21 protein-coding genes are annotated in these 21,627 nt (G+C 71.7%); 17 read left to right on the top strand and 4 right to left on the bottom strand.

Annotated features, from left to right (window positions below):
• The first annotated feature begins 71 nt into the window (after positions 1–71).
• The 12 genes from ACIA77_RS09435 to ACIA77_RS09380 all read left to right on the top strand — a co-directional run bounded on the left by ACIA77_RS09435 (position 72) and on the right by ACIA77_RS09380 (position 11,892).
• A complete protein-coding gene (locus ACIA77_RS09435) occupies positions 72–683 on the top strand; it encodes an SRPBCC family protein (RefSeq protein ID WP_395885319.1) in 612 nt (203 codons plus the stop codon).
• The gene (locus tag ACIA77_RS09430) at positions 680–2,077 is read left to right on the top strand and encodes an aldehyde dehydrogenase family protein (protein WP_395885318.1); all 1,398 of its coding nucleotides are present in this window, start codon (positions 680–682) and stop codon (positions 2,075–2,077) included. The genes ACIA77_RS09435 and ACIA77_RS09430 overlap by 4 nt, the downstream gene beginning before the upstream one ends.
• Positions 2,074–3,162, top strand: coding sequence for a zinc-binding dehydrogenase (locus ACIA77_RS09425; protein WP_395885317.1), 1,089 nt, complete (start codon positions 2,074–2,076; stop codon positions 3,160–3,162). The genes ACIA77_RS09430 and ACIA77_RS09425 overlap by 4 nt, the downstream gene beginning before the upstream one ends.
• The gene (locus ACIA77_RS09420; protein WP_395885316.1) at positions 3,159–3,953 is read left to right on the top strand and encodes an MBL fold metallo-hydrolase; all 795 of its coding nucleotides are present in this window, start codon (positions 3,159–3,161) and stop codon (positions 3,951–3,953) included. The genes ACIA77_RS09425 and ACIA77_RS09420 overlap by 4 nt, the downstream gene beginning before the upstream one ends.
• Positions 3,954–3,964: 11 nt before the next feature.
• The gene (locus ACIA77_RS09415) at positions 3,965–4,729 is read left to right on the top strand and encodes an SDR family NAD(P)-dependent oxidoreductase (RefSeq protein WP_395885315.1); all 765 of its coding nucleotides are present in this window, start codon (positions 3,965–3,967) and stop codon (positions 4,727–4,729) included.
• A gap of 5 nt (positions 4,730–4,734) precedes the next feature.
• Positions 4,735–7,050, top strand: coding sequence for a xanthine dehydrogenase family protein molybdopterin-binding subunit (locus ACIA77_RS09410; RefSeq protein WP_395885313.1), 2,316 nt, complete (start codon positions 4,735–4,737; stop codon positions 7,048–7,050).
• Positions 7,047–7,718: an enoyl-CoA hydratase gene (locus tag ACIA77_RS09405; RefSeq protein ID WP_395885312.1), complete on the top strand. Its 672-nt coding sequence runs from the start codon at positions 7,047–7,049 to the stop codon at positions 7,716–7,718. The genes ACIA77_RS09410 and ACIA77_RS09405 overlap by 4 nt, the downstream gene beginning before the upstream one ends.
• Positions 7,715–8,533 carry an FAD binding domain-containing protein gene (locus tag ACIA77_RS09400; RefSeq protein ID WP_395885311.1) on the top strand — a complete coding sequence of 273 codons (819 nt, stop codon included), beginning with the start codon at positions 7,715–7,717 and terminating at the stop codon, positions 8,531–8,533. Before ACIA77_RS09405 ends, ACIA77_RS09400 begins: the two co-directional genes overlap by 4 nt.
• Entirely contained in the window at positions 8,530–8,997 is a 468-nt protein-coding gene (locus ACIA77_RS09395) for a (2Fe-2S)-binding protein (protein ID WP_204092639.1), read from the top strand. The genes ACIA77_RS09400 and ACIA77_RS09395 overlap by 4 nt, the downstream gene beginning before the upstream one ends.
• Positions 8,994–9,608 carry a hypothetical protein gene (locus ACIA77_RS09390; RefSeq protein WP_395885310.1) on the top strand — a complete coding sequence of 205 codons (615 nt, stop codon included), beginning with the start codon at positions 8,994–8,996 and terminating at the stop codon, positions 9,606–9,608. The genes ACIA77_RS09395 and ACIA77_RS09390 overlap by 4 nt, the downstream gene beginning before the upstream one ends.
• Positions 9,605–10,201, top strand: coding sequence for a TetR/AcrR family transcriptional regulator (locus tag ACIA77_RS09385; protein ID WP_395885309.1), 597 nt, complete (start codon positions 9,605–9,607; stop codon positions 10,199–10,201). Before ACIA77_RS09390 ends, ACIA77_RS09385 begins: the two co-directional genes overlap by 4 nt.
• A gap of 245 nt (positions 10,202–10,446) precedes the next feature.
• Positions 10,447–11,892: a serine hydrolase domain-containing protein gene (locus ACIA77_RS09380; protein ID WP_395885308.1), complete on the top strand. Its 1,446-nt coding sequence runs from the start codon at positions 10,447–10,449 to the stop codon at positions 11,890–11,892.
• Positions 11,893–11,937: 45 nt separating this feature from the next.
• Here the strand turns inward: ACIA77_RS09380 and ACIA77_RS09375 are convergent, their stop codons facing one another.
• Together ACIA77_RS09375 and ACIA77_RS09370 are read right to left on the bottom strand one after the other, a co-directional pair.
• Positions 11,938–12,573, bottom strand: a complete 636-nt coding sequence (locus ACIA77_RS09375; RefSeq protein ID WP_395885307.1) for an MBL fold metallo-hydrolase — start codon at positions 12,571–12,573, stop codon at positions 11,938–11,940.
• Between the two features lie 28 nt (positions 12,574–12,601).
• A complete protein-coding gene (locus ACIA77_RS09370; RefSeq protein ID WP_395885306.1) occupies positions 12,602–13,528 on the bottom strand; it encodes a DUF5937 family protein in 927 nt (308 codons plus the stop codon).
• A gap of 59 nt (positions 13,529–13,587) precedes the next feature.
• On the opposite strand from ACIA77_RS09370, the gene ACIA77_RS09365 reads away from it, so the two are divergent.
• The 3 genes from ACIA77_RS09365 to ACIA77_RS09355 are packed head-to-tail and all read left to right on the top strand — an operon-like array spanning position 13,588 to position 17,399.
• On the top strand, positions 13,588–14,646 hold the full coding sequence (locus ACIA77_RS09365) for an MFS transporter (protein ID WP_395885305.1): 1,059 nt from the start codon (positions 13,588–13,590) through the stop codon (positions 14,644–14,646).
• Between the two features lie 36 nt (positions 14,647–14,682).
• Positions 14,683–16,179 carry an aldehyde dehydrogenase family protein gene (locus ACIA77_RS09360; protein WP_395885304.1) on the top strand — a complete coding sequence of 499 codons (1,497 nt, stop codon included), beginning with the start codon at positions 14,683–14,685 and terminating at the stop codon, positions 16,177–16,179.
• Between the two features lie 56 nt (positions 16,180–16,235).
• Positions 16,236–17,399: a lactate 2-monooxygenase gene (locus ACIA77_RS09355; protein ID WP_395885303.1), complete on the top strand. Its 1,164-nt coding sequence runs from the start codon at positions 16,236–16,238 to the stop codon at positions 17,397–17,399.
• 442 nt (positions 17,400–17,841) lie between these two features.
• On the opposite strand, the gene ACIA77_RS09350 is transcribed toward ACIA77_RS09355, so the two are convergent.
• A complete protein-coding gene (locus ACIA77_RS09350; RefSeq protein WP_395885302.1) occupies positions 17,842–19,428 on the bottom strand; it encodes a GMC family oxidoreductase in 1,587 nt (528 codons plus the stop codon).
• Between the two features lie 218 nt (positions 19,429–19,646).
• Here ACIA77_RS09350 and purS point away from each other — a divergent pair, with 218 nt between their 5' ends.
• Positions 19,647–19,886 carry a phosphoribosylformylglycinamidine synthase subunit PurS gene (purS, locus tag ACIA77_RS09345; RefSeq protein ID WP_204092648.1) on the top strand — a complete coding sequence of 80 codons (240 nt, stop codon included), beginning with the start codon at positions 19,647–19,649 and terminating at the stop codon, positions 19,884–19,886.
• The gene (gene purQ / locus ACIA77_RS09340; protein ID WP_395885301.1) at positions 19,883–20,560 is read left to right on the top strand and encodes a phosphoribosylformylglycinamidine synthase subunit PurQ; all 678 of its coding nucleotides are present in this window, start codon (positions 19,883–19,885) and stop codon (positions 20,558–20,560) included. Before purS ends, purQ begins: the two co-directional genes overlap by 4 nt.
• A 239-nt stretch (positions 20,561–20,799) precedes the next feature.
• On the opposite strand, the gene ACIA77_RS09335 is transcribed toward purQ, so the two are convergent.
• Positions 20,800–21,597 carry a TIGR02452 family protein gene (locus ACIA77_RS09335; protein ID WP_395885300.1) on the bottom strand — a complete coding sequence of 266 codons (798 nt, stop codon included), beginning with the start codon at positions 21,595–21,597 and terminating at the stop codon, positions 20,800–20,802.
• Positions 21,598–21,627: the final 30 nt, after the last annotated feature.

Here is a 21,627-nt window from a genome sequence, read left to right as displayed (position 1 = left end):
CGCACCGGGTTGACCCGGGGACGACGTCGGCCCTACTCTGCGAACTAACGTTAATTAGTAAGGTGGTGTGCGTGGACCTCTCCAACACCTTCACCGTCGACTTGCCGGTCGAGGACGCCTGGCGCGTGCTGACCGACCTCGAGCGCGTGGCCCCGTGCCTGCCCGGCGCCGCGCTGCTCGGCGTCGAGAACGGCGTGTACCAGGGCGCGGTGAAGATCAAGGTGGGCCCCGTTTCGGCGAAGTACCAGGGCACGGCGCGGTTCGTCGAGAAGGACGAAACCGCCCACCGCGCGGTGCTGCGGGCCGAGGGCAAGGACGCCGGCGGCCAGGGCAACGCGGCTGCCACCGTCACCGCGACGCTCACCGCGCAGGGCAGCGGGACCAAAGTGGACGTTCGGACGGACCTCGCGCTGTCGGGGCGGGTGGCGCAGTTCGGCCGCGGGGTGATCGCCGACGTCACCGGCAAGCTGCTCGGCCAGTTCGTCCAGCGCCTGGAAGCGGAGGTCGCCGGCACCGTCCAGCGCCTCAACGGCAAGCCGGTCACCCTCGACGACGTGGCACCGCTCGACGTGATGGGGAGTGTCGGCGGCACCGTCGCGAAGCGCGCGCTGCCCGTCGCGGCGGCCTTGCTGCTGGCCGTGCTGGCGATCCTGGTGGCGCGCAAGGGAAAGGGGACACGATGAGCGACCTGGTGCGGGAACCCCACCTCTACGTCGGCGGCCGGTGGATCGCCGGCGGCGGCAGCGACGCCGAGGTCGAGAACCCGGCGACCGAGCAACTCGCCGGGGTCGTCACGCAGGCCTCGCCCGCCGTCGTGAACCTCGCGGTGGCCTCGGCGAACGCGGCGTTCGACGGCTGGTCCACCACGCCCGTCGCCGAGCGGGCCGCGGCGCTGCGGCGGCTGCACGACGTGCTCTCCGAGCGGGCCGACCGGTTCGCCGAGCTCATCACGCTCGAACAGGGTTCGCCGCCGCCGGTGGCGCGGAAGCTGCACGTGGACACCCCACTTGCGGTGCTCGCCCGCACGGCCGACGCACTGGAGGAGTTCGAGTTCCGCCGCGAGCTCGGCAACTCCGTGATCCTGCGCGAGCCCGTCGGGGTCGTCGCCGCGATCACGCCGTGGAACCTGCCGTTGCACCAGATCATCGTCAAGGTCGTGCCCGCGCTGGCCGCCGGCTGCACCGTGGTGCTCAAGCCGGCGGCGCTGACGCCGCTCACCGCGTTCGAGCTGATGCGCGCCTTCGAGGCTGCGGGTTTCCCGGCCGGCGCGATCAACCTCGTCACCGGCAGCGGTGGCGACGTCGGCGACCAGCTGACGCGCAGCGCGAGCGTGGACCACGTGTCGTTCACCGGATCCACGCCGGTCGGCGCGCAGGTCGCGGCCGCCGCGGCGGAGACGATCAAGGGCGTCACGCTGGAGCTGGGTGGCAAGTCCGCCAGCGTCGTGCTGTCCGATGTGGACGACGCGCTGCTCGCCAAGGCGGTGAAGGTCACCGTGGCGAACTGCTACCTCAACGGCGGCCAGACGTGCACCGCGCTTTCGCGGCTGATCGTCCCGGCCGGCCGCCTCGCGCAGGTGGAGGAACTGGCGGCCGCCGCGTCGGCGAAGTACGTGCCGGGCGAGCGGCTCGGTCCGCTGATCTCGGCCGGGCAGCGCAAGGAGGTCGAGACCTTCCTCGCCCCGGGTGAAGCCCGCGCCATCACCGGCCCCGTCGAACTGCCGGACCGCGGTTACTACGTGCAGCCCACCGTCTACAGTGGAGTCGATCCCGACTCCCGGCTGGCACAGGAGGAGGTCTTCGGCCCCGTCCTGGCGATCCTCGCCGCCGAGTCGGACGACGAAGCCATCGCCATCGCGAACAACTCGCGCTACGGGCTCGGTGGTGCACTGTGGACCGGCGACCCGGACCACGCGCTGGACTACGCCGCGCGCATCCGCACCGGCCAGGTCGACGTCAACGCCGCGCCGTTCAACCCGCGCGCGCCGTTCGGCGGCTACAAGGCTTCGGGCGTCGGGCGCGAGATCGGCGACTACGGCATCGAGGACGTGCTCGAGATCAAGGCGGTGCAGCTGTGACCGAGATCAACGCGCTGGTCCTGCGGGAAACCGGAGTCCCCATGGCCGTGGAACGCATCCGGTTGCGCGACGTCGGGCCCGGTGACGTGCGGGTGCGCATCGACGCCACCGGCGTCTGCCACTCCGATCTGTCACTGGCCCGCGGGGTGCTCGCGCAGCAGCTGCCGGCCGTGCTCGGCCACGAAGCGTGCGGCACGGTGCTGGAAGCCGGCGCGGAGGTCACGGACCTGGCCGTCGGCGACCGCGTGATCCTGCTGTGGATCACCCCGTGTGGCGATTGCGTCCACTGTGGACGCGGCGAGGCGCACCTGTGCGTCAACGGATCGTCGCGCGGCGCCGAGCCGTATGCGGTGGACGCCGGGGGAAATCCCGTCTACGCCGGTCTGACGGTCGGCTCGTTCGCCGAGCAGACCGTCGTCCCGGCGGCGGCCGCGGTCAAGGTGCCCGACGACATCAGCTCGGCCGACGCCGCGTTGCTCGGCTGCGCGGTGACCACCGGCGTCGGCGCCGTCACGAAGACGGCGCGCGTGACGCCCGGTTCGTCCGTGCTGGTCATCGGTCTCGGCGGCGTCGGCCTGGCCGCGATCCAGGGTGCGAAGCTGGCGGGTGCGGGCCCGGTGATCGCCGTGGACCGCAACGTCGACAAGGCGGCGTACGCGACGAAACTCGGCGCCGACCACTTCGTCCCGGCTGATGACACCACGAAGAAGGCCGTCCGAGCGCTGACCGGCGGCGAGGGTGTGGACTACGCGTTCGACTGCGTCGGATCGGCCCGCACCATCCGCGACGCGTGGGGGATGACCCGGCGCGGCGGCACCGCGTGCGTGGTGGGTGTCGGCGGCAAGGACGACCAGGTCTCCTTCAGCGCGCTGGAGCTGTTCCACTTCGCGCGCACGCTCGTCGGCTGCGTCGCCGGTTCCCTCGACGCGGCCCACGACCTGCCGCGCTACTTCGACGACGTCCGTGCCGGCCGCCTCGACCTGGCCGCGATGGTGACCGGCCACGGTGGACTCGCGGACATCGAGAACGCCTTGACCGCCATGGCCGCCGGCCAGGGTGTGCGGACGCTGGTGGTGCCGGCGTGAAGGTCGGAGCGCTCACCATCGAACCGGTTTACGACGGCTACGGCCGCGAACCCGGCCGCGAGGTCCTGACCCGCCCGGGCGAGGCCGACGCGTGGGCCTGCCACGAGCACCTGCTCGACGACCGCGGCGACCTCGACCTCACACTCGGCGGGTTCCTGCTGCGCACGGGCGATCGCGTGGTGCTGGTCGACGCCGGCGTCGGCACGATCGACAACGACAAGTACCACGGCGGGCGCTTCCTCGAAAGCCTGCGCGGGCACGGTGTCGCTCCCGAAGACGTGACCGACGTCGTGTTCACGCACCTGCACTTCGACCACGTCGGCTGGGCCACGAAGAAGGGCCAGGTCGTGTTCCCGAACGCGACCTACCGCGTGCACGCGGCCGACTGGGCGCACTTCGTCGACAGCCCGGACGCCGAACCCGGCGCCGTGCGGAAGCTCTCGCCCCTGGCCGATCGGCTGCAGCCGTTCACCGAGGACACCACGCTCGCACCGGGCCTGGACACCCGGCACGTGCCCGGCCACACGCCCGGCTCGACGATCTTCGTCGTGTCCAGCGAAGGGGAACGCGCGTTGCTGCTCGGCGACGTCGCACACTCCACAGTGGAGCTGACCGACCCGGCGTGGGAAGCGGTCTTCGACGTCGACCGCACGGCCGCCCGCCGGGTGCGCGCCGGGTTGATCGACGAGCTCACCGACAGCCCGCACGCGGTCGCCGCCGCGCACTTCCCCGGCCTGCGCTTCGGCCGGGTGGTGACCGTCGCCGGCGAGCGCCGGTTCGAGTTCATCTGAAAGGGGATCCCGTGGACCTCAAGCTCAACGGCAAGAACGTGCTGGTCACCGGCGCGGGCCAGGGACTCGGCCGCGCGATCGGGATGGCGTTCGCGCAGGAGGGCGCCAACGTCGCCTTCCACTACAACACCTCGGCCGACGGTGCCGAAGCCGGCGCGAAGGAAGCGGCCGCACTCGGCGTGAAGGCCATCGCGGTGGGCGCGAACCTGCGCGACGGCGACTCCGTGCGCACCGCGATCGACGACGTCACGGCCCAGCTCGGCTCGATCGACGTGCTGGTCAACAACGCGGCGGCCACGCAGAGCAAGCCGTTCCTCGAGACGACCGAGGAGGACTGGGACCCGCAGATCGGCGTCACCGTGGCCGGCACCCTGCGGATCACGCAGGCCGTGGCCAGGAAGATGGTCGACAGTGGTGGCGGCGCCATCGTGAACCTCATGGGCGATTCGGGCCGCGTCGGCGAATCGCGGCTGCTGGTCACCGCCACCACGCGGTCGACCACGGTCGGCCTGACCAAATCGCTCGCGAAGGAGCTGGCGCGCCACGGCATCCGCGCCAACGCCGTGTCCATCGCGCTCGTGCAGACGTCCAGTTTGGCCGACCACACCGGACACGCCGACGACGCCAAGATGAAGAAGATCCTTTCCGCGTACCCGTTGCGCCGCCTCGGCCGTCCCGAGGACGTCGTGCCGACCGTGCTGCTGCTGGCCTCCCCGCTCTCGTCCTGGACCACCGGGCAGATCGTGTCGGTCAACGGCGGCTACACGATGCCGTGACGGCCATGGACGAGCGGACGGCGATCGGCAAGGTGGTGCGGCGCAAGGAGGACGCGCGGCTGATCACCGGCCGCGGCCGCTACGTGTCCGACCTGCAGCTGCCGCGGATGCGGCACGTCGCGTTCCTGCGCAGCCCGTTCGGGCACGCGCGGATCACCCGGCTCGACGCGGCTGCCGCGCGGGAACGGGCGGACGTGTTCACCGGCGACCAGCCCGAGTTCGCGAACGTGCCGCTGCGGGCGCTCTCGGCGCTGCCGTCCTACGTGGAGACCGAACAGCCGTTGCTGGCCCGGGACAAGGTGCGGTTCGCGGGCGAGCCCGTGGCCGCCGTCGTCGCCGCCGACCGCTACCGCGCCGAAGACGCGCTGGAGCTGATCGACGTCGACTACGAGCCGCTGCCCGTGAACGTCACGGCGTGGCTGCCGGTGACCGAACCGCTGCACGCCGAGGCGCCGGACAACGTGCTGCTGGAGCGCACCTTCGACACCGGCGAGGTGCCGGACGCGCTGGCTGGCGCGCATCTGGTGGTCGAGCGGGAGCTGATCACCAACCGGCACGCCGGCAACCCGATGGAGTGCCGGGCGGGCGTCGCGCTGTGGGATCCGGCCGACGACAAGCTGACGCTGTGGTCGGGCACGCAGGTCCCGCACCTCGCGCGCAACATGATCGCCGAACTGCTCGGCGTCCCCGAGGGCGACGTGCGGGTGATCGCGCCGGACGTCGGCGGCGGGTTCGGCGTGAAAGCCGTGGTGTACCCGGAAGACGTCGCGTTGTGCGTGATCGCGCGGCAGCTGCGCGGCACGCCCGTGAAGTGGGTCGAGGACCGCGCGGAGCACCTGCTCGCCGCCACGCACGCGCGTGACCACCGCTACGTCGTCAAGGCCGGGTTCCGGTCCGACGGCGAGCTGGTGGCGCTCGACGCGGACGTGACCTGCAACGTCGGCGCGTACTCCGTCTACCCGTGGACGGCCGGGATCGAACCCTTGATGGCCGGTGGTCTGCTGTCGGGTCCGTACCGGCTGCAGCACTACCGCTGCACCGTGCGCGGGGTCGCGACGAACACCGCGCCGTCCGGCCCGTACCGCGGGGTCGCGCGGCCGGCGAGCGTGTTCGCGATGGAGTCGGTGCTCGACGCGGCGGCCGCCGAGCTGGGACTGTCCGGTGTGGACATCCGGCGGCGCAACCTGATCCGGCCGGAGGAGATCCCCTACCGCATGCCGTCACGGCTGGTCGACGACTCCGGCTGGTACGGCGAATGCCTGGAGCAGGCCGTCGAATCGATCGGGTACGACGAATTCCGCGCGGAGCAGCAGCGCCGGCGCACCCAGGGCGAGAACCCGATCGGCCTCGGGCTCGCTTGCTACAACGAGCTGACCGGACTGGGCCGCGCGGCCGCCGCCGGTCCGCGGATGCCGTTCCGCACCGGCCACGACGCGTGCACTGTGCGCGTCAACCCCGACGGCCGGGTCACCGTGCTGTCCGGCGTGACGTCGCAGGGGCAAGGCCTCGAAACGACCGTGGCGCAGATCGTCGCGGACGCCGTCGGAGTGCCCTACGCGGACGTCGAGGTGCGCATCGGCGACACCAACGAATCGTTGTGGGGCTTCGGCGCGTTCTCCTCGCGCCAGGCCGTGATCGGTGGCGGCGCGGCGCACCGGTCGGCGGTCACCGTGCGGGAGAAGATCATCCGGCTCGCCGCGGAGCTGTACGAAGCCAACCCGGACGACCTCAAGCTCGTGAACGGCGAGGTGTTCGTCGTCGGCGAGGCCAAGCCGCTCGGCACGCTCGCGGAGCTGGCACGAGTGGCCTACCTGGAGTCGAACCGGCTGCCCGACGGCATCGAGCCCGGCCTGGAGTCCACGCAGTTCTACGACCCGATCCGCGGCGCGTTCGCGGCCGGCGCGCAGGCGGCGGTCGTCGAGATCGATCGGGCGACCGGCGAGCTGAAGATCCTCAAGTACGTGTGCGTGGAGGACGCCGGCACGGTGATCAACCCGCAGGTCGTCGAGGGCCAGATCGCCGGGTCGATCGCACAGGGCATCGGCGGCGCGCTGTACGAGCACCTCATCTACGACGAGGGCGGCAACCTCTCGACGGGCACGCTCATGGACTACCTCATGCCGACGAGCGCCGAGGTGCCCGAGCTCGTGATCGGCCACCTGTCGCACCCGGCGGACAACCCGCTGGGCGTCCGCGGCGTCGGCGAGGGCGGCACGCTGGGCCCGAACGCCGTGCTCGCGGGCGCGGTGGCCGACGCGCTCGGCGTGCAGATCACGCACCTGCCGCTGACGCCGGCCGCGATTTGGGAGGCGATCCGATGATCACGTCCGAGGTCCGCGACGACGTGGGCATCGTCGCGCTCGACCGGCACGAACGGCGCAACGCGCTGGACGTCGAGCACCTGGACGACCTGCGCAAGGCGGTCGAGGACATCGGCGCGCGCGTGCGCGCGCTCGTCATCACCGGGCGGGGCACGAGCTTCTGCGCCGGCGCCGACCTGCGCGGGGTCCACGGCGACGGCTTCCGGACCGCGCTCTACGCCGCTCTGCACAGCATCACGGCGCTGCCGATCCCGGTGCTCGCGGCCGTCAACGGGCCGGCGATCGGCGCGGGGACGCAGCTGGCGATCGCCTGTGACCTGCGGGTGGCCGCGCCGTCCGCGGTGTTCGCGGTGCCGACCGCGCGCAACGGCCTGGTCGTGGACCCGTGGACGGTCCGGCGCCTCGGCTTGCTCGCCGGCGGCGGCGCCGCGCGGGCGCTGCTGCTCGGCTGCGATCGGCTCGACGCCGCACTGGCCCACACCCGTGGGCTCGTCGACCGGCTCGGCGACTTCGACGCGGCTTTCGCGTGGGCGCGGGAGATCGCCGAGTTCTCGCCGTCGTCGCTGCGGTACTCGAAACAGGCCCTCGACACGCTCTTCGAGGGTGCCTGGAGTGCCACCTTGGACGATCTTTTCGAAGCGAGCTGGCCGAAGGAGGTGCCGACGTGAAACCCGCCCCGTTCGACTACGTCCGGGCGCACAGCGTCGACGAGGCCGTGCGGACGCTCGCCGACGCCGACGGGGAGGGCAAGGTCCTCGCCGGCGGGCAGAGCCTGATGCCGGTGCTCGCGTTGCGCATGGCCCGCCCGCGCGTGCTGGTGGACGTCAACCGGATCCCCGGCCTGGCCACGATCACGCCGATCGACGGTGGCGTCCGGCTGGGTGCCCTGGTGCGGCACGCGCGGTTGCTCGACCAGCCGCACCACCCGTTGCTGGCCGAAGCCGCGCGCTGGATCGGGCACACCGCGATCCGCACGCGCGGCACGAGCGGCGGCAGCATCGCGCACGCCGACCCGTCGGCCGAGCTACCGGTGGTCGCGGCGGCGCTGGAGGCGACCGTCCACATCGCCGGGCCGGCCGGGCGCCGGTCCGAAGTGGCCACCGACTTCTTCGCCGGGCCACTGGAAACCACGCTCGCCGACGACGAGCTGATCACCGCCGTGGACCTGCCGGTACCGCAGCGCTGGGGGTTCGCGGAGTTTTCCCGGCGCCACGGCGACTTCGGGCTCGTGCTCGTCGCCGCGGCGGAGGTCGCGGGCCGGTGGCGGCTGGCGATCGGTGGCGTCGGCGGGGTCCCGCTGCGGCCCGCGGAAGCCGAGCAGCTGCTGAACGACGGCGCGAGCGCCGACGCGGTCGCGGCCGCCGCCGCAGCGGAAACCCGGCCGCAGAGCGACATCCACGCGTCGGCCGAGTACCGGCGGGCGATGACGGCGGAGTTCGTCCGCCGCGCCCTGGCGCCCCACGGAAAGAGAGCCGCCGCATGAGAGCCGAGTTCACCGTCAACGGCACCCGCCACGACGTCGACGTCGAACCGCGCCGCACGCTCGCCGACGCGCTGCGCGAGGACCTCGGGCTGACGGGCACGCACCTGGGCTGCGAGCACGGCGTCTGCGGTGCGTGCACCGTGCTGGTCGACGGCGAGCCCGTGCGCGCCTGCCTGATGCTCGCCGTGCAGGCCGACGGGTGCTCCGTCAGCACCGTCGAAGGCCTCGCGGCCGACGACGGCACGCTGCACCCGTTGCAGGAAGCGTTCTGCGCGAAGCACGGGCTCCAATGTGGATTCTGCACGCCCGGCATGCTGATGACGGCGCTCGACCTGCTGGACCGCGAGCCGGCGCCGGATCGCGAACGCATCCGCGAGGAGCTGTCCGGCAACATCTGCCGCTGCACGGGTTACGTCGGCATCGTCGACGCGGTGGAAGCCGCCGCGCGCGAGCTGAACCCGTGAGGACCGCCGCGTGGCTGCGGCTCACCGGTGTGCCGGCCGACGCGGCGCGCGAGACCTGGCGCGAACTCGACCGGCACGGCTGCGCCACGTTCTACGTCGACGGTGACCTCAGCCTGTGCGCGGCGCTCGCGGTCGAGACCACCACCGCGCGCATCTGCTGCTTCGTCCCGCTGGGCCGGCCGGAGCACGTGCTGGCCGGCGCGCGCACCGTGGCGTACCTCAGCACCGGCCGGTTCACGCTCGGGCTGCGCCCGGCCGATGACGACGACGGGGCGTTCGGATCCGTCACCGCGTGCGCGCGGCTCGCGGAGGAGGTGCGGGCGGTGGTGGGGCCGTTGCCGATCACCGTCGCCGGGACGGGGCGGGGTAGCGTGCGGTTGGCGGCGGAGTTCGCGACCTGCTGGCAGACCACGGAAGTTCCGGGCGAACCGGACGCACTCGCCGCGCACTGCGCGGAGTTGGGTCAACCGGAGCCGGAGCGATCCGTGGTCACGACCGGCGCGCGGCGGTGCGCAGTCGCCGCCGACGAGGTGGTGCTGCCGGTCGACCGGCCGCTGACCGGTGCCGAGTTCCTCGGTACCGCCGGCCTCGTGACGGGGAGGAACTGGTGACGGCAGCACGTAGCGCGGTCAGCGAAGAGGTCGTGCTCGACACGGCGCTCACGCTGTTCGCCGAGCGGGGGTACCACGGCACCGCGCTCAGCCAGATCGCCGAGGTGCTGCAGATCCGCACGCCCAGCCTGTACAACCACATGCGGTCCAAAGAGGACCTGCTGCGGGCCATCGTGGACCGGACCACCGCGGCCGTGCTCGAAGACTTCGAGCGCGTGACCGGCGAGGACGACGACTGGGCCGGGCAGCTGGCCCGCGCCACTCGCGTGTACGCCTTCCGCCACGCCACGCACCGGCGCGAAGCCCTGGTGGTCAACCGCGACACCGACTGCCTCGGCGAACCGCACCGCACCCAGTTCCAAGCCCGCCGCCGGCGCCACGAGCACGCGTTCCGCGCGATCATCGCGTGCGGCGTCGACGCGGGGGTGTTCCACGTGGACTCGCCGGCGCTCGCGTCGTTCGCCATCCGCGAGATGTGCGTCAGCATCGCGCGCTGGTTCCGCGACCGCGGCGCCATGACGGCCGACTCCGTGGCCGATGAGTACAGCCGGTACGCGCTGCAGATCGTGGGTTCACAAACCGGTCATCAGTGAATATTTCACCCTAACGGGTAGAACGGGTTGACTCTTCCCGTTCCCTTTGCTTTGATACATGCCACTAACGAACGATAGTTAGTGAATTTCAGCGTTCCTGCGCCGGCGCAGACTCCGCGCCGCGCGGAAACCATTTCCGGAAATCAGCACCGGTGTGCCCACCCGGGTTTGTGGAACCGGGCGGTGATTGTTGTTCATCCGATCAACGGTGACGGTTGATCGACGTCTGGGAAAAGAGTCTCCCCATGTTGCGGAAAAAGCTCATGGCCGGGTCCGTGGTGGTCGTGGTGGCCGCGCTCATCGCCGGAACCACCACGTCCGCGGCCGCCGCGCAACGCCTGGCACCCCCGTTCTTCCAAGGTGCCGCGAACGGCGGTGTCACCACGGCGAAGAGTGATCCGGCGAAGTTCAAGAACTGCGCCGACCCGAAGAAGGGTGAACCGTTCGGCACGGCGACCCCGCAGGAAGCCGGGCTCGACCCGGCGGTGCTGGACCAATTGGCGACCACGCACCTGCTTTCGCTGCAGCGCACGCTCTACGTGCTGCGGTTCGGCTGCCTCGTGAAGACCGGCCCGCTGAACGCGGTGTTCGAGAACACGCCGCAGCACGTGTGGAGCATGACGAAGGGCTTCTCCACGGCGGTGATCGGCCGGGCCGTGACCATGGGCATCTTCGACGTGCACGACACCGTCGGCAAGTACTTCCCCGACCTCGGCGACGCGGTGCACCGGTCCGTGACCGCGCAGCAGCTCCTGCAGCACACGTCGGGCGTGAAGATGAACTGGGCCAACGAAATCCCGGGCATCGAATTCGACCGCGTGCAGGCTTGGGGCTCCGCGCCGATGCAGCACGCGCCCGGCACGTACTTCGAGTACAGCCAGAACGGCCCGGCGACCGTGAACGCGATGGCCGAGAAAGCCATGCAGCAGCACGGGTACAAGGACTTCCAGGACTTCGCGCAGCGCGAGCTGTTCGACGCGATCGGCATCGACCGCGACAACTACTTCTGGATGCGCGACCAGGCCGGGCACACCGAGGGCTACGCCGGGCTCCACATGCGACCGATCGACCTCGCGCGGTTCTCGTTGCTGGAGCAGAACAACGGCGTCTACGGCGGGCAGCGGTTGATCTCGCCCGAGTTCATGCGCGAGGCCGGCACGGGGTCGGAGGCGAACCCCGGCTTCGGTTACCAGACGTGGGTGAACTCGGCGCCCTGGTACAACACCGTCGGGCTCAACGGCTTGAAGGAGAAGATCGACCAGCCGCTGATCGCGAGCGCCCCCACGGACATGACCTACGGCTGGGGCTGGCGCGGCCGGCACTTCTTCACCATGCCGAACTTGGGCCTGGACATCGTGACGACGTCGATCGAGCACGACTTGGAGTACAACCCGGCGACGGCGGGCAGTGAGGTCGTGGTGCAGGGCGAGCAGCTCTCGGGCTACCACGAGTTCTTCCGCACGGCGATGCACGCGGTGACCGACCAGAAGGTGCCGGACCCGGGCCCGTACACCGGCCGGGCGGCGAGCCTGACCGCGTTCAACCCGGGCAACTGGGTCGACCCGATCTACACCGTGCAGGGGCGGTTGGCGGCCGGGATGCTCGACCAGAACAAGCCGGGCATCAAGCAGAACGTGGCCGACCTGGTGCGCGTGATGGCGCACACGGGACCGTTCGTGCTGTACAACTGACCGGCTCCCGGGGTGGCCACCGCAGCGGCGGCCACCCCGGGTTCGTCACAGCTGCGTGGCGACGCCGCGCTCGACGACCTGCACCTCGGTGCCTTGCGGCGCCAGGCTTTCGAACAGTCCGTAGTGGAGAGCCGGGCTCGAGAGCACGGCCTCGTGGATCGGCACGGACTTGCGCGGCGCGACCGCGCGCAGGAAGTCCACGGCCTCGCCGGCCTTGAGCCAGGGCGCGCCCGTCGGCAGCCCGAGGACGTCGATCTTCTGCTCGGGCACGAAGAACGAGTCGCCCGGGTGGTAGAACGCGCCGTGGCCGAGGATGAAGCCGATGTTCGGAATCACCGGGATGTCGCTGTGGATCACGGCGTGCTCGCCGCCGACCACGTTGACGGCGGTGTCCCCGATCTCGAAGGCGTCGCCGGGGTTCGCGACCTCGTACTGCAGGTTCAGCTTCTCCACGGTCTCGACCGACCCCGGGTCGACGACCAGCTTGGCGTCCGGGTTCGCCGCCAGCAGCTTCGGCAGGCGCTCGCCGTCGATGTGGTCGAAGTGCTGGTGGGTGATGAGGACGGCGGACAGCTCGCGTTCGCCCTCGAAGTCGGTGGAGAACGCGCCCGGGTCGATCAGGATCCGCTCGGAGTCGGTCTCCAGCAGCACGCAGGCATGTCCGAAATGGACGATCCGCATCAGGATTCTCCTTCACACGTGGTCACATTCACCCTATGCCCGCCCACAGCGCGTCGCCAAGCTCGGTCCGCCGGTAGAGCACGCGGTGCCCACGGCGCGTCGCCGTCGCCAGTCCCGCTGCTCGCAGCGCCGTGAGGTGCGCGGAAACGGTCGCCTTCGCCAGCCCGAGCCGCTGCGCGAGCTCCGTGGTGGCCGCCGGCCGGTCCAGCGCGGTGAGCAAGATCGCCTTGGTCCGGCCCACCACGGCGGCCAGCGCTTCGGGCGCCCGCGCGGGCTCCGTCCACAGCGCGGCCACGCCCCGCGCGGGGTACAACACCGTGGGTTGCCAAGGCGGCACCGCCACGACCCCCACCGAGGGCCAGGCGAACACGCTCGGCACGAGCAGCAGCCCCCGTTCGTCGAGCGTCAGCCGCTCCCGCGCCGCGACGTCGACCAGCACCGCGTCCCCGGCGACGCGGATCTGCGCGTGCAGATTTTCGAACACCCGCCGGACGCCGTGCTCGCCCAGCACCTGCGTGCGGTACGCGATGTCCGCGGCGATGACGTCGTGCAGCCGCGCCCAGTGCGGTGCCACGTTCGCGCGCCAGACGGCCTCCAGCTGGTCGGCCAGCAGGTCCCGCGCCCGTTCGGGCTCGCGCGGCAGCGCACCGAGGTCGGCGTCCACCATCCCCAGCTCCAGCGCCACCTGCTCCGGCGGCGTCCGGCGGACCACGGCGAGCTGCTCCTCCACCGTGGTCTCGGCCGATTCGGGCGGCGGGCTCAGGAATTCGGTGATGTAGCGCCGCGCGCCGAGCACCGCCTCGAGCTCCGGCACGGCCGGCCGCGCGCCGTGCAGCCACTCGGCGGCGCCGGGCAACCGCCGCCTGCCCAGCGCCACCCGCACCACGCCCACCGCTTCCTCCAGCGGCGACGCGGCGAACCGCACCCCGGCGGGACTGAGGACGAGTTCCAGCACAGATTCGGGTATAGCCGAACCTCTGTCGGCGCACCAGCCGCCCGGCCAGGCTCGACGGCATGCTCACCACCACGTATTGGCGCTGGTCGGCCGGGGTGCAGCTCGCCCGGCTGCCGACCGCGATGGCGCCGCTGGCGTTCACGTCGCTGACCACGGCGGCGACCGGGTCGTACCGGCTCGGCGGAGTGCTGATGGCGGTCTACGTCGTCGCGGAGATGGCGGGCGCCGTGCCGGTCGGGCGGGTGCTGGATCGCGTCGGTGCGGCGCGCGGGCTGCGGGTGTTGCTCGTGCTCGTCGCGGCGGGCACCGTCGGCTTGGCCCTCGCTGCGGCGGGGGGCGCGAGCGGACCGGTGCTGCTCGCCCTCGTCGTCCTGCCCGGGCTCGCGGGTGGCGGGCTCTCGGGCGGCTTCCGGTCCTTACTGGCCACGGTCGTGCGTCCCGACCAGCTCACCCGTGCCATCGCGGTGATGGCCGCCGCTGGGGCCGGGGCCGCCGTGCTCGTGCCGAAGCGGACCGCGAAACGCGCAACCACCCGAGCCAAAGTGCCCCTCGCCGCCTGCCTGCCTTGGCTGGCCTGCCAGTTCACCGTCGGGCTGTTGCTGTCCACGATCGAGGTCGCGCCCCTGCCGCTGGTCCAGCGCCTCGGCGCCCCCGCGGCCGCGGCACCCGTGGTGGTGGCCGTGCTCTGCGGCGCCAGCATCACCGGCAGTGCGGTCTACGCGTGGCGGGGCCGCGGCGGCCCGCGGCTCTTCCTCACCGCCTTCATCGCCGGCGGTGCGCTCGTCGCGGCGGACCTCGGGTGGCCGGGGCTGCTCGCCGGCGTCGTGCTCGTCGGTGCGGTGACGGGACCGCTCGTGACGATCGCGTCCGTCCACATCCAGCGACTGCTGCCCGAGAACCGCCGGTCGGAGGGGTTTTCGGTGTCGTTCACGGTCCAGTCGTGCGGGTACGGGCTGGGGTCGCTGGCCGTCGGGGTCCTGCCGCTGTGGCTGGCGCCGCTGCTCGGCGTCGTGGTCTCGACCGCCACGATCGTGTTGCTCTTTCCCCGGGGCGGCCGCCGGTGCGATGCTGACGCGGAGTCTCGGGCGACTATTGGCACTGCGTCAGCAACCTCGTAGCCTGAACCACAACGCCGAAGAGCAGGGGAGACGCCGATGACCGCCGTCCAGCCGAACCCGACCTCGGTCGGGGAGACCTTCGATTCGCTGAGCCCGGCGACCGACGAGGTCGTGGGCACGTACCCGGTGCACACCGCCGCGGACGTGCGCGCGGCGGTCGATCGCGCGCGCGTGGCGGCGGGGTGGTGGGACGGGCTGGGCTTCGCGGGGCGCGCCGACCGGCTGCGGCAGTGGAAGGGTGTGCTCACGCGGCGGCTCCCGCAGCTGTGCCAGGTCGTGCGCGACGAGACGGGCAAGCCGATCGCCGACGCCCAGCTCGAGAGCGTTCTCGCCATCGAGCACATCGCGTGGGCCGCGAAGCACGCGCGCAAGTACCTCGGCCGGCAGCGCCGCTCCGCCGGGCTGCTGATGTCGAACCAGGCCGCGACGGTCGAGTACCGCCCCCTCGGCGTCGTCGGCGTGATCGGCCCGTGGAACTACCCCGTGTACACGCCGCTCGGCTCGATCACGTACGCGCTCGCCGCCGGCAACGCCGTGGTCTTCAAGCCCAGCGAGTACACGCCGGGTGTCGGGAAGTGGCTGGTCGACGCCTTCGCCGAGATCGTGCCGGAGCAGCCGGTGCTGCAGCTGGTCACCGGCTTCGGCGAAACGGGCGGCGCGCTGGTCACGTCGGGCGTCGACAAGATCGCGTTCACCGGGTCGACCGCGACCGGCAAGAAGATCATGGCCGCCGCCGCGAACACGCTCACCCCGGTCGTGATCGAGGCCGGCGGCAAGGACCCGGTGCTCGTCGACGCGGACGCCAACCTCGACGCCGCCGCCGACGCCACCGTCTGGGGCGCCTTCTCCAACTCCGGTCAGACCTGCATCGGCGTCGAGCGGGTGTACGTCCACGAGCGCGTGCACGACGCGTTCGTCGCGAAGGTCCTGGAGAAGAGCAAGGACGTGCGCGCCGGCTCCGACGAGGACGCGCAGTACGGCCCGGTCACCATGCCGTCGCAGCTCGCGGTGATCCGGCGCCACATCGCCGACGCCATCGAACGCGGCGGGCGCGCGGTGCTCGGCGGGGTGGACAGCGTCGGTGATCGGTACGCCCAGCCCACCGTGCTGGTCGACGTGCCGGAGGACTCCGAAGCCGTGCGCGAGGAGACGTTCGGCCCGACGGTCACCATCGCCAAGGTCCGCGATATGGACGAAGCCGTCGAGAAGGCCAACGCCACCACCTACGGCCTCGGCTCCACCGTGTTCTCCAGGTCGCGCGGCGTCGAGCTCGCGGCGAAGTTGCGCACCGGGATGACGTCGATCAACGCGCCGCTCTCGTTCGCCGGCATCGCCTCGCTGCCGTTCGGCGGTGTCGGGGACTCCGGGTTCGGCCGCATCCACGGCCCGGAGGGACTGCGCGAATTCGCCCGCACCAAGGCCGTCGCGCGGCAGCGCTTCACCGCGCCGGTGACCCTGACTTCCTTCAACCGCAAGGAATCCACCGACGCACTGGTCGCCAAGCTCATCACGATCATGCACGGCAAGCGCTAGGGTCGAGGCCGCGCCCCGGGGTTCCGGGGCGCGTCCGGCACCCAGAAAGAGCCCGCATGACGCGCTACGGCGACTTCCAGAACGAGATCTACTTCGCCGGGCTCACCGGCCGTGTCCCGGCCCTGCCGATGGTCTACGCCGACCTCGAAGCCCGTGCGGCGCAGGCACTTCCGCCGTCGGTGCTGTCCTATGTGGCCGGTGGTGCCGGTGACGAGCGCACCCAGCGCGGCAACGTCGAGGCGTTCTCGCGGTGGGGCCTGGTGCCGCGGATGTTCGTCGGGGCGAAGGACCGCGACCTGTCGGTGGAGCTGTTCGGGCTGACGCTGCCGTCGCCGCTGTTCCTGGCGCCGGTGGGCGTGATCGGCATCTGCGCGCAGGACGGTCACGGTGATCTCGCCACCGCGCAGGCCGCCGCGCGCACGGGAGTGCCGATGGTCGCGTCGACGCTGTCCGTGGATCCGCTGGAGCAGGTCGTGCCGGAGTTCGGGGACACGCCGGGGTTCTTCCAGCTCTACACGCCGACCAACCGCGACCTGGCGGCGTCGCTGGTGCAGCGCGCGGAGGCGGCGGGGTTCAAGGGCATCGTGGTCACGCTCGACACGTGGGTCACCGGGTGGCGGCCGCGGGACCTGTCCACCGCCAACTTCCCGCAGCTGCGCGGTCACTGCCTCGCGAACTACTTCACGGACCCGGTGTTCCGCTCGCTGCTGGGGAAGGCGCCGGAGGACGACCCCATGGCCGCGGTCGGGCTGTGGGCGCAGCTGTTCGGCAACCCGCTGACCTGGGACGACCTGCCGTGGCTGCGGTCGCTGACGAAGCTGCCCCTGATCGTGAAGGGCATCCAGCACCCGGACGACGCCCGCCGCGCCATCGACGGCGGCGTCGACGGCATCTACTGCTCCAACCACGGCGGCCGCCAAGCCAACGGCGGCCTCCCGGCCCTCGACTGCCTCGCCTCGGTCGTCGACGCGTCCGGCGACACCCCGGTCCTGTTCGACTCGGGGATCCGCTCCGGTGCCGACGTGGTCAAGGCGCTGGCCCTCGGCGCCCGCGCCGTGGGCATCGGCCGCCCGTACGCGTGGGGCCTCGCCCTCGGCGGCGCGGACGGCGCCGTCCACGTCCTGCGCACCCTCCTGGCCGAAACCGACCTGATCATGGCCGTCGACGGCTACCCCACCCTCGCCGACCTCACGCGGGACAGCCTGCGGACGGTCGGTTAGGTCCGACCCACCCCGCGGCTCGCCTGGCTCCGGCCCACCTGGGGACAGCTGCCTGGGTCGGACCAAGCTGGGGACAACTGCCTGGGTCCGACCCATCTGGGGACAGGTCGCTGGGTCCGACCCAGCTGGAGACAACTGCCTGGGCCGGACCCATCTGGGGACAGGTCGCTGGGTCCGGCCCAGCTGGGGACAACTGACTAGGTCCGGCCCACTCAGGGACAGGTCACTGGGTCGGACCTAGCTTGGGGACAGCTGCCTAGGTCCGGCCCACCTGGGGACAACTGACTGGGTCTGACCCACCTGGGGACAACTGACTGGGTCCGACCCACCTGGGGACGGGTCACTGGGTCCGACCCAGGATGGGGACAGCTGCCTGGGTCGGACCCACCCAGGGACAACCGACTGGGTCTGACCCACCTGGGGACAGCTGCTTGGGCTCGACCTAAGCGGACCGGCCACTGATCAGGTCGGCGGCCTTTTCGGCGACCATGATCGTCGGGGCGTTGGTGTTGCCGCGCGGGACGACGGGCATGACCGAGGCGTCGACGACGCGCAGGCCGTCGATTCCGCGGACCTTCAGTGCCGGGTCGACGACCGCGCGCTCGTCCGTGCCCATGGCGCAAGTGCCGACCGGGTGGTAGAGCGTCTGGGTGTTCTCGCGCACGTGCTCCGTCAGCGCATCGTCCGACAGGTCGTGGGTTTCCGGCAGGAAGGGCTTGTCCAAGAAGCGCGCGAGCGGGCCCGACTTGCCGATTTCGATGAGTGAGCGCAGCGCGGTCTTCATGGTCTCGAGGTCGATCGGCTCGGAGTAGTAGGCCGGGTCGATCTCGGGCTTCCACAAGGGATTCGCGGACTTCAGGCGGAGCCGTCCGCGGCTGGCGACGTCGACGAGGGTCGCCGCGGAGGTGAAACCCGGGACGGTGGGTTCGCGCAGGCCGTTGTCGTAGAAGAGCGTCGGGGCGACGTGGATCTGCATGTCGGGAGCCGAAATCCCGTCGCGCGTCTCGTAGAACGCGCCCGCCTCGCCGATGTTCGACGCGAGCGGCCCGCGGCGGGTCAGCTGCCAGCGCACGAGTCCGGCGGGCGTCGCCGCGTCGACGAGGTCCGTGGTGCCCTTGGTCGACCAGATGATCCCGGCGGCCGGGTGGTCGTGCAGGTTCTCGCCGACGCCCGGCAAGCCCGCGACGACGTCGATGCCCCGCTCACGCAGGTGCTCCGCCGGCCCGACACCCGACAGCATCAGCAGCTGCGGCGAGTTGATCGCGCCGCCCGAGAGCAGCACTTCGGCGCTCGCGCGGGCCGTGACCTCGACGCCCTTGTGCAGGTACGCGACGCCGACCGCACGCGTGCCCTCGAACAGGATCCGCGTCGCCTGCGCGTGGGTGTGGACAGTCAGGTTGGGCCGGTCCCACGCCGGGCGCAGGTACGCGTCTGCGGCCGACCAGCGGCGGCCGCGCTTGCACGTGACCTGGTAGAGGCCCGCACCCTCCTGGGACTCGCCGTTGAAGTCGTCGGTGTGCTTCAAGCCCCAGGCCACGGCGCTGTCGACCCACGCGCTCGACAGTTCGTGGGTGAAGCGGCGGTCTTCGACGTGCAGCGGTCCGTCGGTGCCGTGCAGCGGGCCGCCGAGGCGCTGGTTGCCCTCGGCGCGCTTGAAGTACGGCAGCACGTCGTCCCAGCCCCAGCCGGTGGCGCCGTGGGCGTCGCGCCAGCCGTCGTAGTCGGCGCGGTTGCCGCGGATGTAGATCATGGCGTTGATCGACGAGCAGCCGCCCAGCATCTTGCCGCGCGGCCAGTACGCGGGCTTGCCGGTGTGCTTCTGCTCGACGGTCTCGTAGTTCCAGTCCCACTTCGTCTTGAACAGCGCCGCGAACGCGGCGGGGATGTGGATCTCGTCGGCGGTGTCCTCACCGCCCGCCTCGAGCAGCAGCACCTGGGCCGACGGGTCCTCGCTCAGCCGCGCCGCGAGCACGCACCCCGCGCTCCCCGCGCCGACGATGACGTAGTCGAAGGACTCCTGACCGGCCACGAATGCCTCCAGCTGCTCATGTTGGCGTGCTGTCAACGACTCATCATGGCCCAGCACGCGGGCCGGGGAAAGGCCCCGCGAGCAGCATCCTCCAGCCGTGCGGTGCGGGCCAGTTGTGACCTGCGCTGCCCTCGCCGCCACCGGACGGGCGTCGGCCGCCGCCGGTCAAGTACGCTGCGTCCGTACCCACGACCTGCGTGAATAAGGAGCAGCCTGCCGTGGCCCGAGTCGTCGTCGACGTCATGCCGAAACCCGAGATCCTCGACCCGCAGGGCCAGGCGGTGGCCCGCGCACTGCCGCGGCTGGGGTTCACCGGTGTCACGGAAGTGCGCCAGGGCAAGCACTTCGAACTCGAGGTCGACGACACCGTCGACGACGAGACGCTCGCCAAGATCGCCGAGGGTTTCCTCGCGAACCCCGTGATCGAGCAGTGGACGATCCGCCGGGTGGACGCGTGAGCGCGCGCATCGGGGTCATCACCTTCCCGGGCACCCTCGACGACGGCGACGCCGCCCGCGCGGTCCGCTACGCCGACGCCGAGGCCGTACCCCTGTGGCACGCGGACGCCGACCTGCGCGGCGTCGACGGCGTGGTCGTCCCCGGCGGCTTCTCCTACGGCGACTACCTGCGCGCCGGCGTCATCGCGCGTTTCGCGCCCGTGATGGAGTCGGTCATCGACGCGGCCCGCAAGGGCATGCCGGTGCTCGGCATCTGCAACGGCTTCCAGATCCTCTGCGAAGCCGGCCTGCTGCCCGGCGCGATGATCCGCAACGTCGGCCTCCACTTCGTGTGCCGCGACCAGTGGCTCCGCGTTGACGACAACACCACGGCCTGGACCAGCCGCTACGACAAGGGCGCGGAGATCCTCATCCCGCTCAAGAACAACGACGGCTGCTACGTCGCGGACCAGTCCACTTTGGACATGCTCGAGGCCGAGGGCCGCGTCGCGTTCCGCTACGTGGACGGCAACCCCAACGGCTCGCGCAACGACATCGCGGGCGTCCGCAGCGAGAACGGCCGCGTCGTCGGCCTCATGCCCCACCCGGAACACGCGATCGACGCACTGACCGGCCCGTCCGACGACGGGCTCGGCATGTTCCTCAGCGCCGTCGACGCGCTGGTGAAGGCCTGAGCTTTTCGACTTGAGACGGGGCGGCATCGCCCGTTCGCGTGCGCCGAGGTGGCAGATACCACAGCCGCGTGGACGTCAGCGGGCGGTGACCACCGTCGAGACGGTGGCGGTCACGGGCGGGACCGGGTGCAAGTCGCTGTTGCGTTCGCACGACGAGGTGCCGAACACGACGGCAGCTGCGAGGGCGGCTGCCGACACCCGCCGTGCGCGCGTCCTGGCTCGCCCAGTGTGCATCGCGGTCAGTTGAACTCGCGGGCGAACGCCGCGTAGGTCGGTTCGCCGGCACGCTTGTCCAGCACGGCGAAGACGACATGGTCGAAGCCGGCGTGGCGCGCCAGCGCCTGGCGGAACGCGTCGGCGACCACGGCGGGGTCGTTTTCGAAGACGCCGCAGCCCCACGCGCCGAGCACGAGCGAGCGGTGGCCGTGCGCCGCCGCGATCGCGACCACGCGTTCGGCGCGCCGCCGCAAGACGGCCGGTACCGAGGCGGCGCGGTCGGGCTGGGTGCGCCGGATCGCCCCGAGGTTCGGCGCGGCGGCGGTCAGGAACGACACCGGGTACGCCTCGCTCAGCAGCGCGCCGGAGTCGTCGCGGAAGACCGGCACACCCGGTGAGTGGATCACGCGGTCGCTGTAGCGCAGATCCGGGTCGGCGCGGTGGTGGGCGTAGAACTCGCGGGCTTCCAGCAGGCACGCGTAGAGCGCCGACCCGCGGGCGATCGCTTCTTCCTGGGCCTGGGCCCCGTTGAGGAACCCGCCGCCGGGATTACGAGCCGAGGCGAACACCAGGCACGCGACGTCCCCGCCCAGCCGGCGCGCGGCCGCGAGGCTGGATTCGTTGGTGACCTCGATCTCCGGGGTGACCCGCGTCCGCGACTCGGGGCGCGGCAGCGCCTCCTCGGGCAGGTGGAGCCGGGTCGACTCGCGGGCCCGGGTCACCAGGTCGCGGAGCACGACCTCCGTGTCGCCCGAGTGGTACGAGCCGCGGTCGACGATCTGCACCGTCTCGGCGGCGAGGGCTCTCAACCTGCTGCTCACGCGCGCCATCGTCCTCGAGCGAACGGCTGC

The organism is Amycolatopsis sp. NPDC051903, from assembly GCF_044452505.1.
Taxonomy (GTDB): Bacteria; Actinomycetota; Actinomycetes; order Mycobacteriales; family Pseudonocardiaceae; genus Amycolatopsis.
This window is presented reverse-complemented; position numbering and strand designations above follow the sequence as displayed.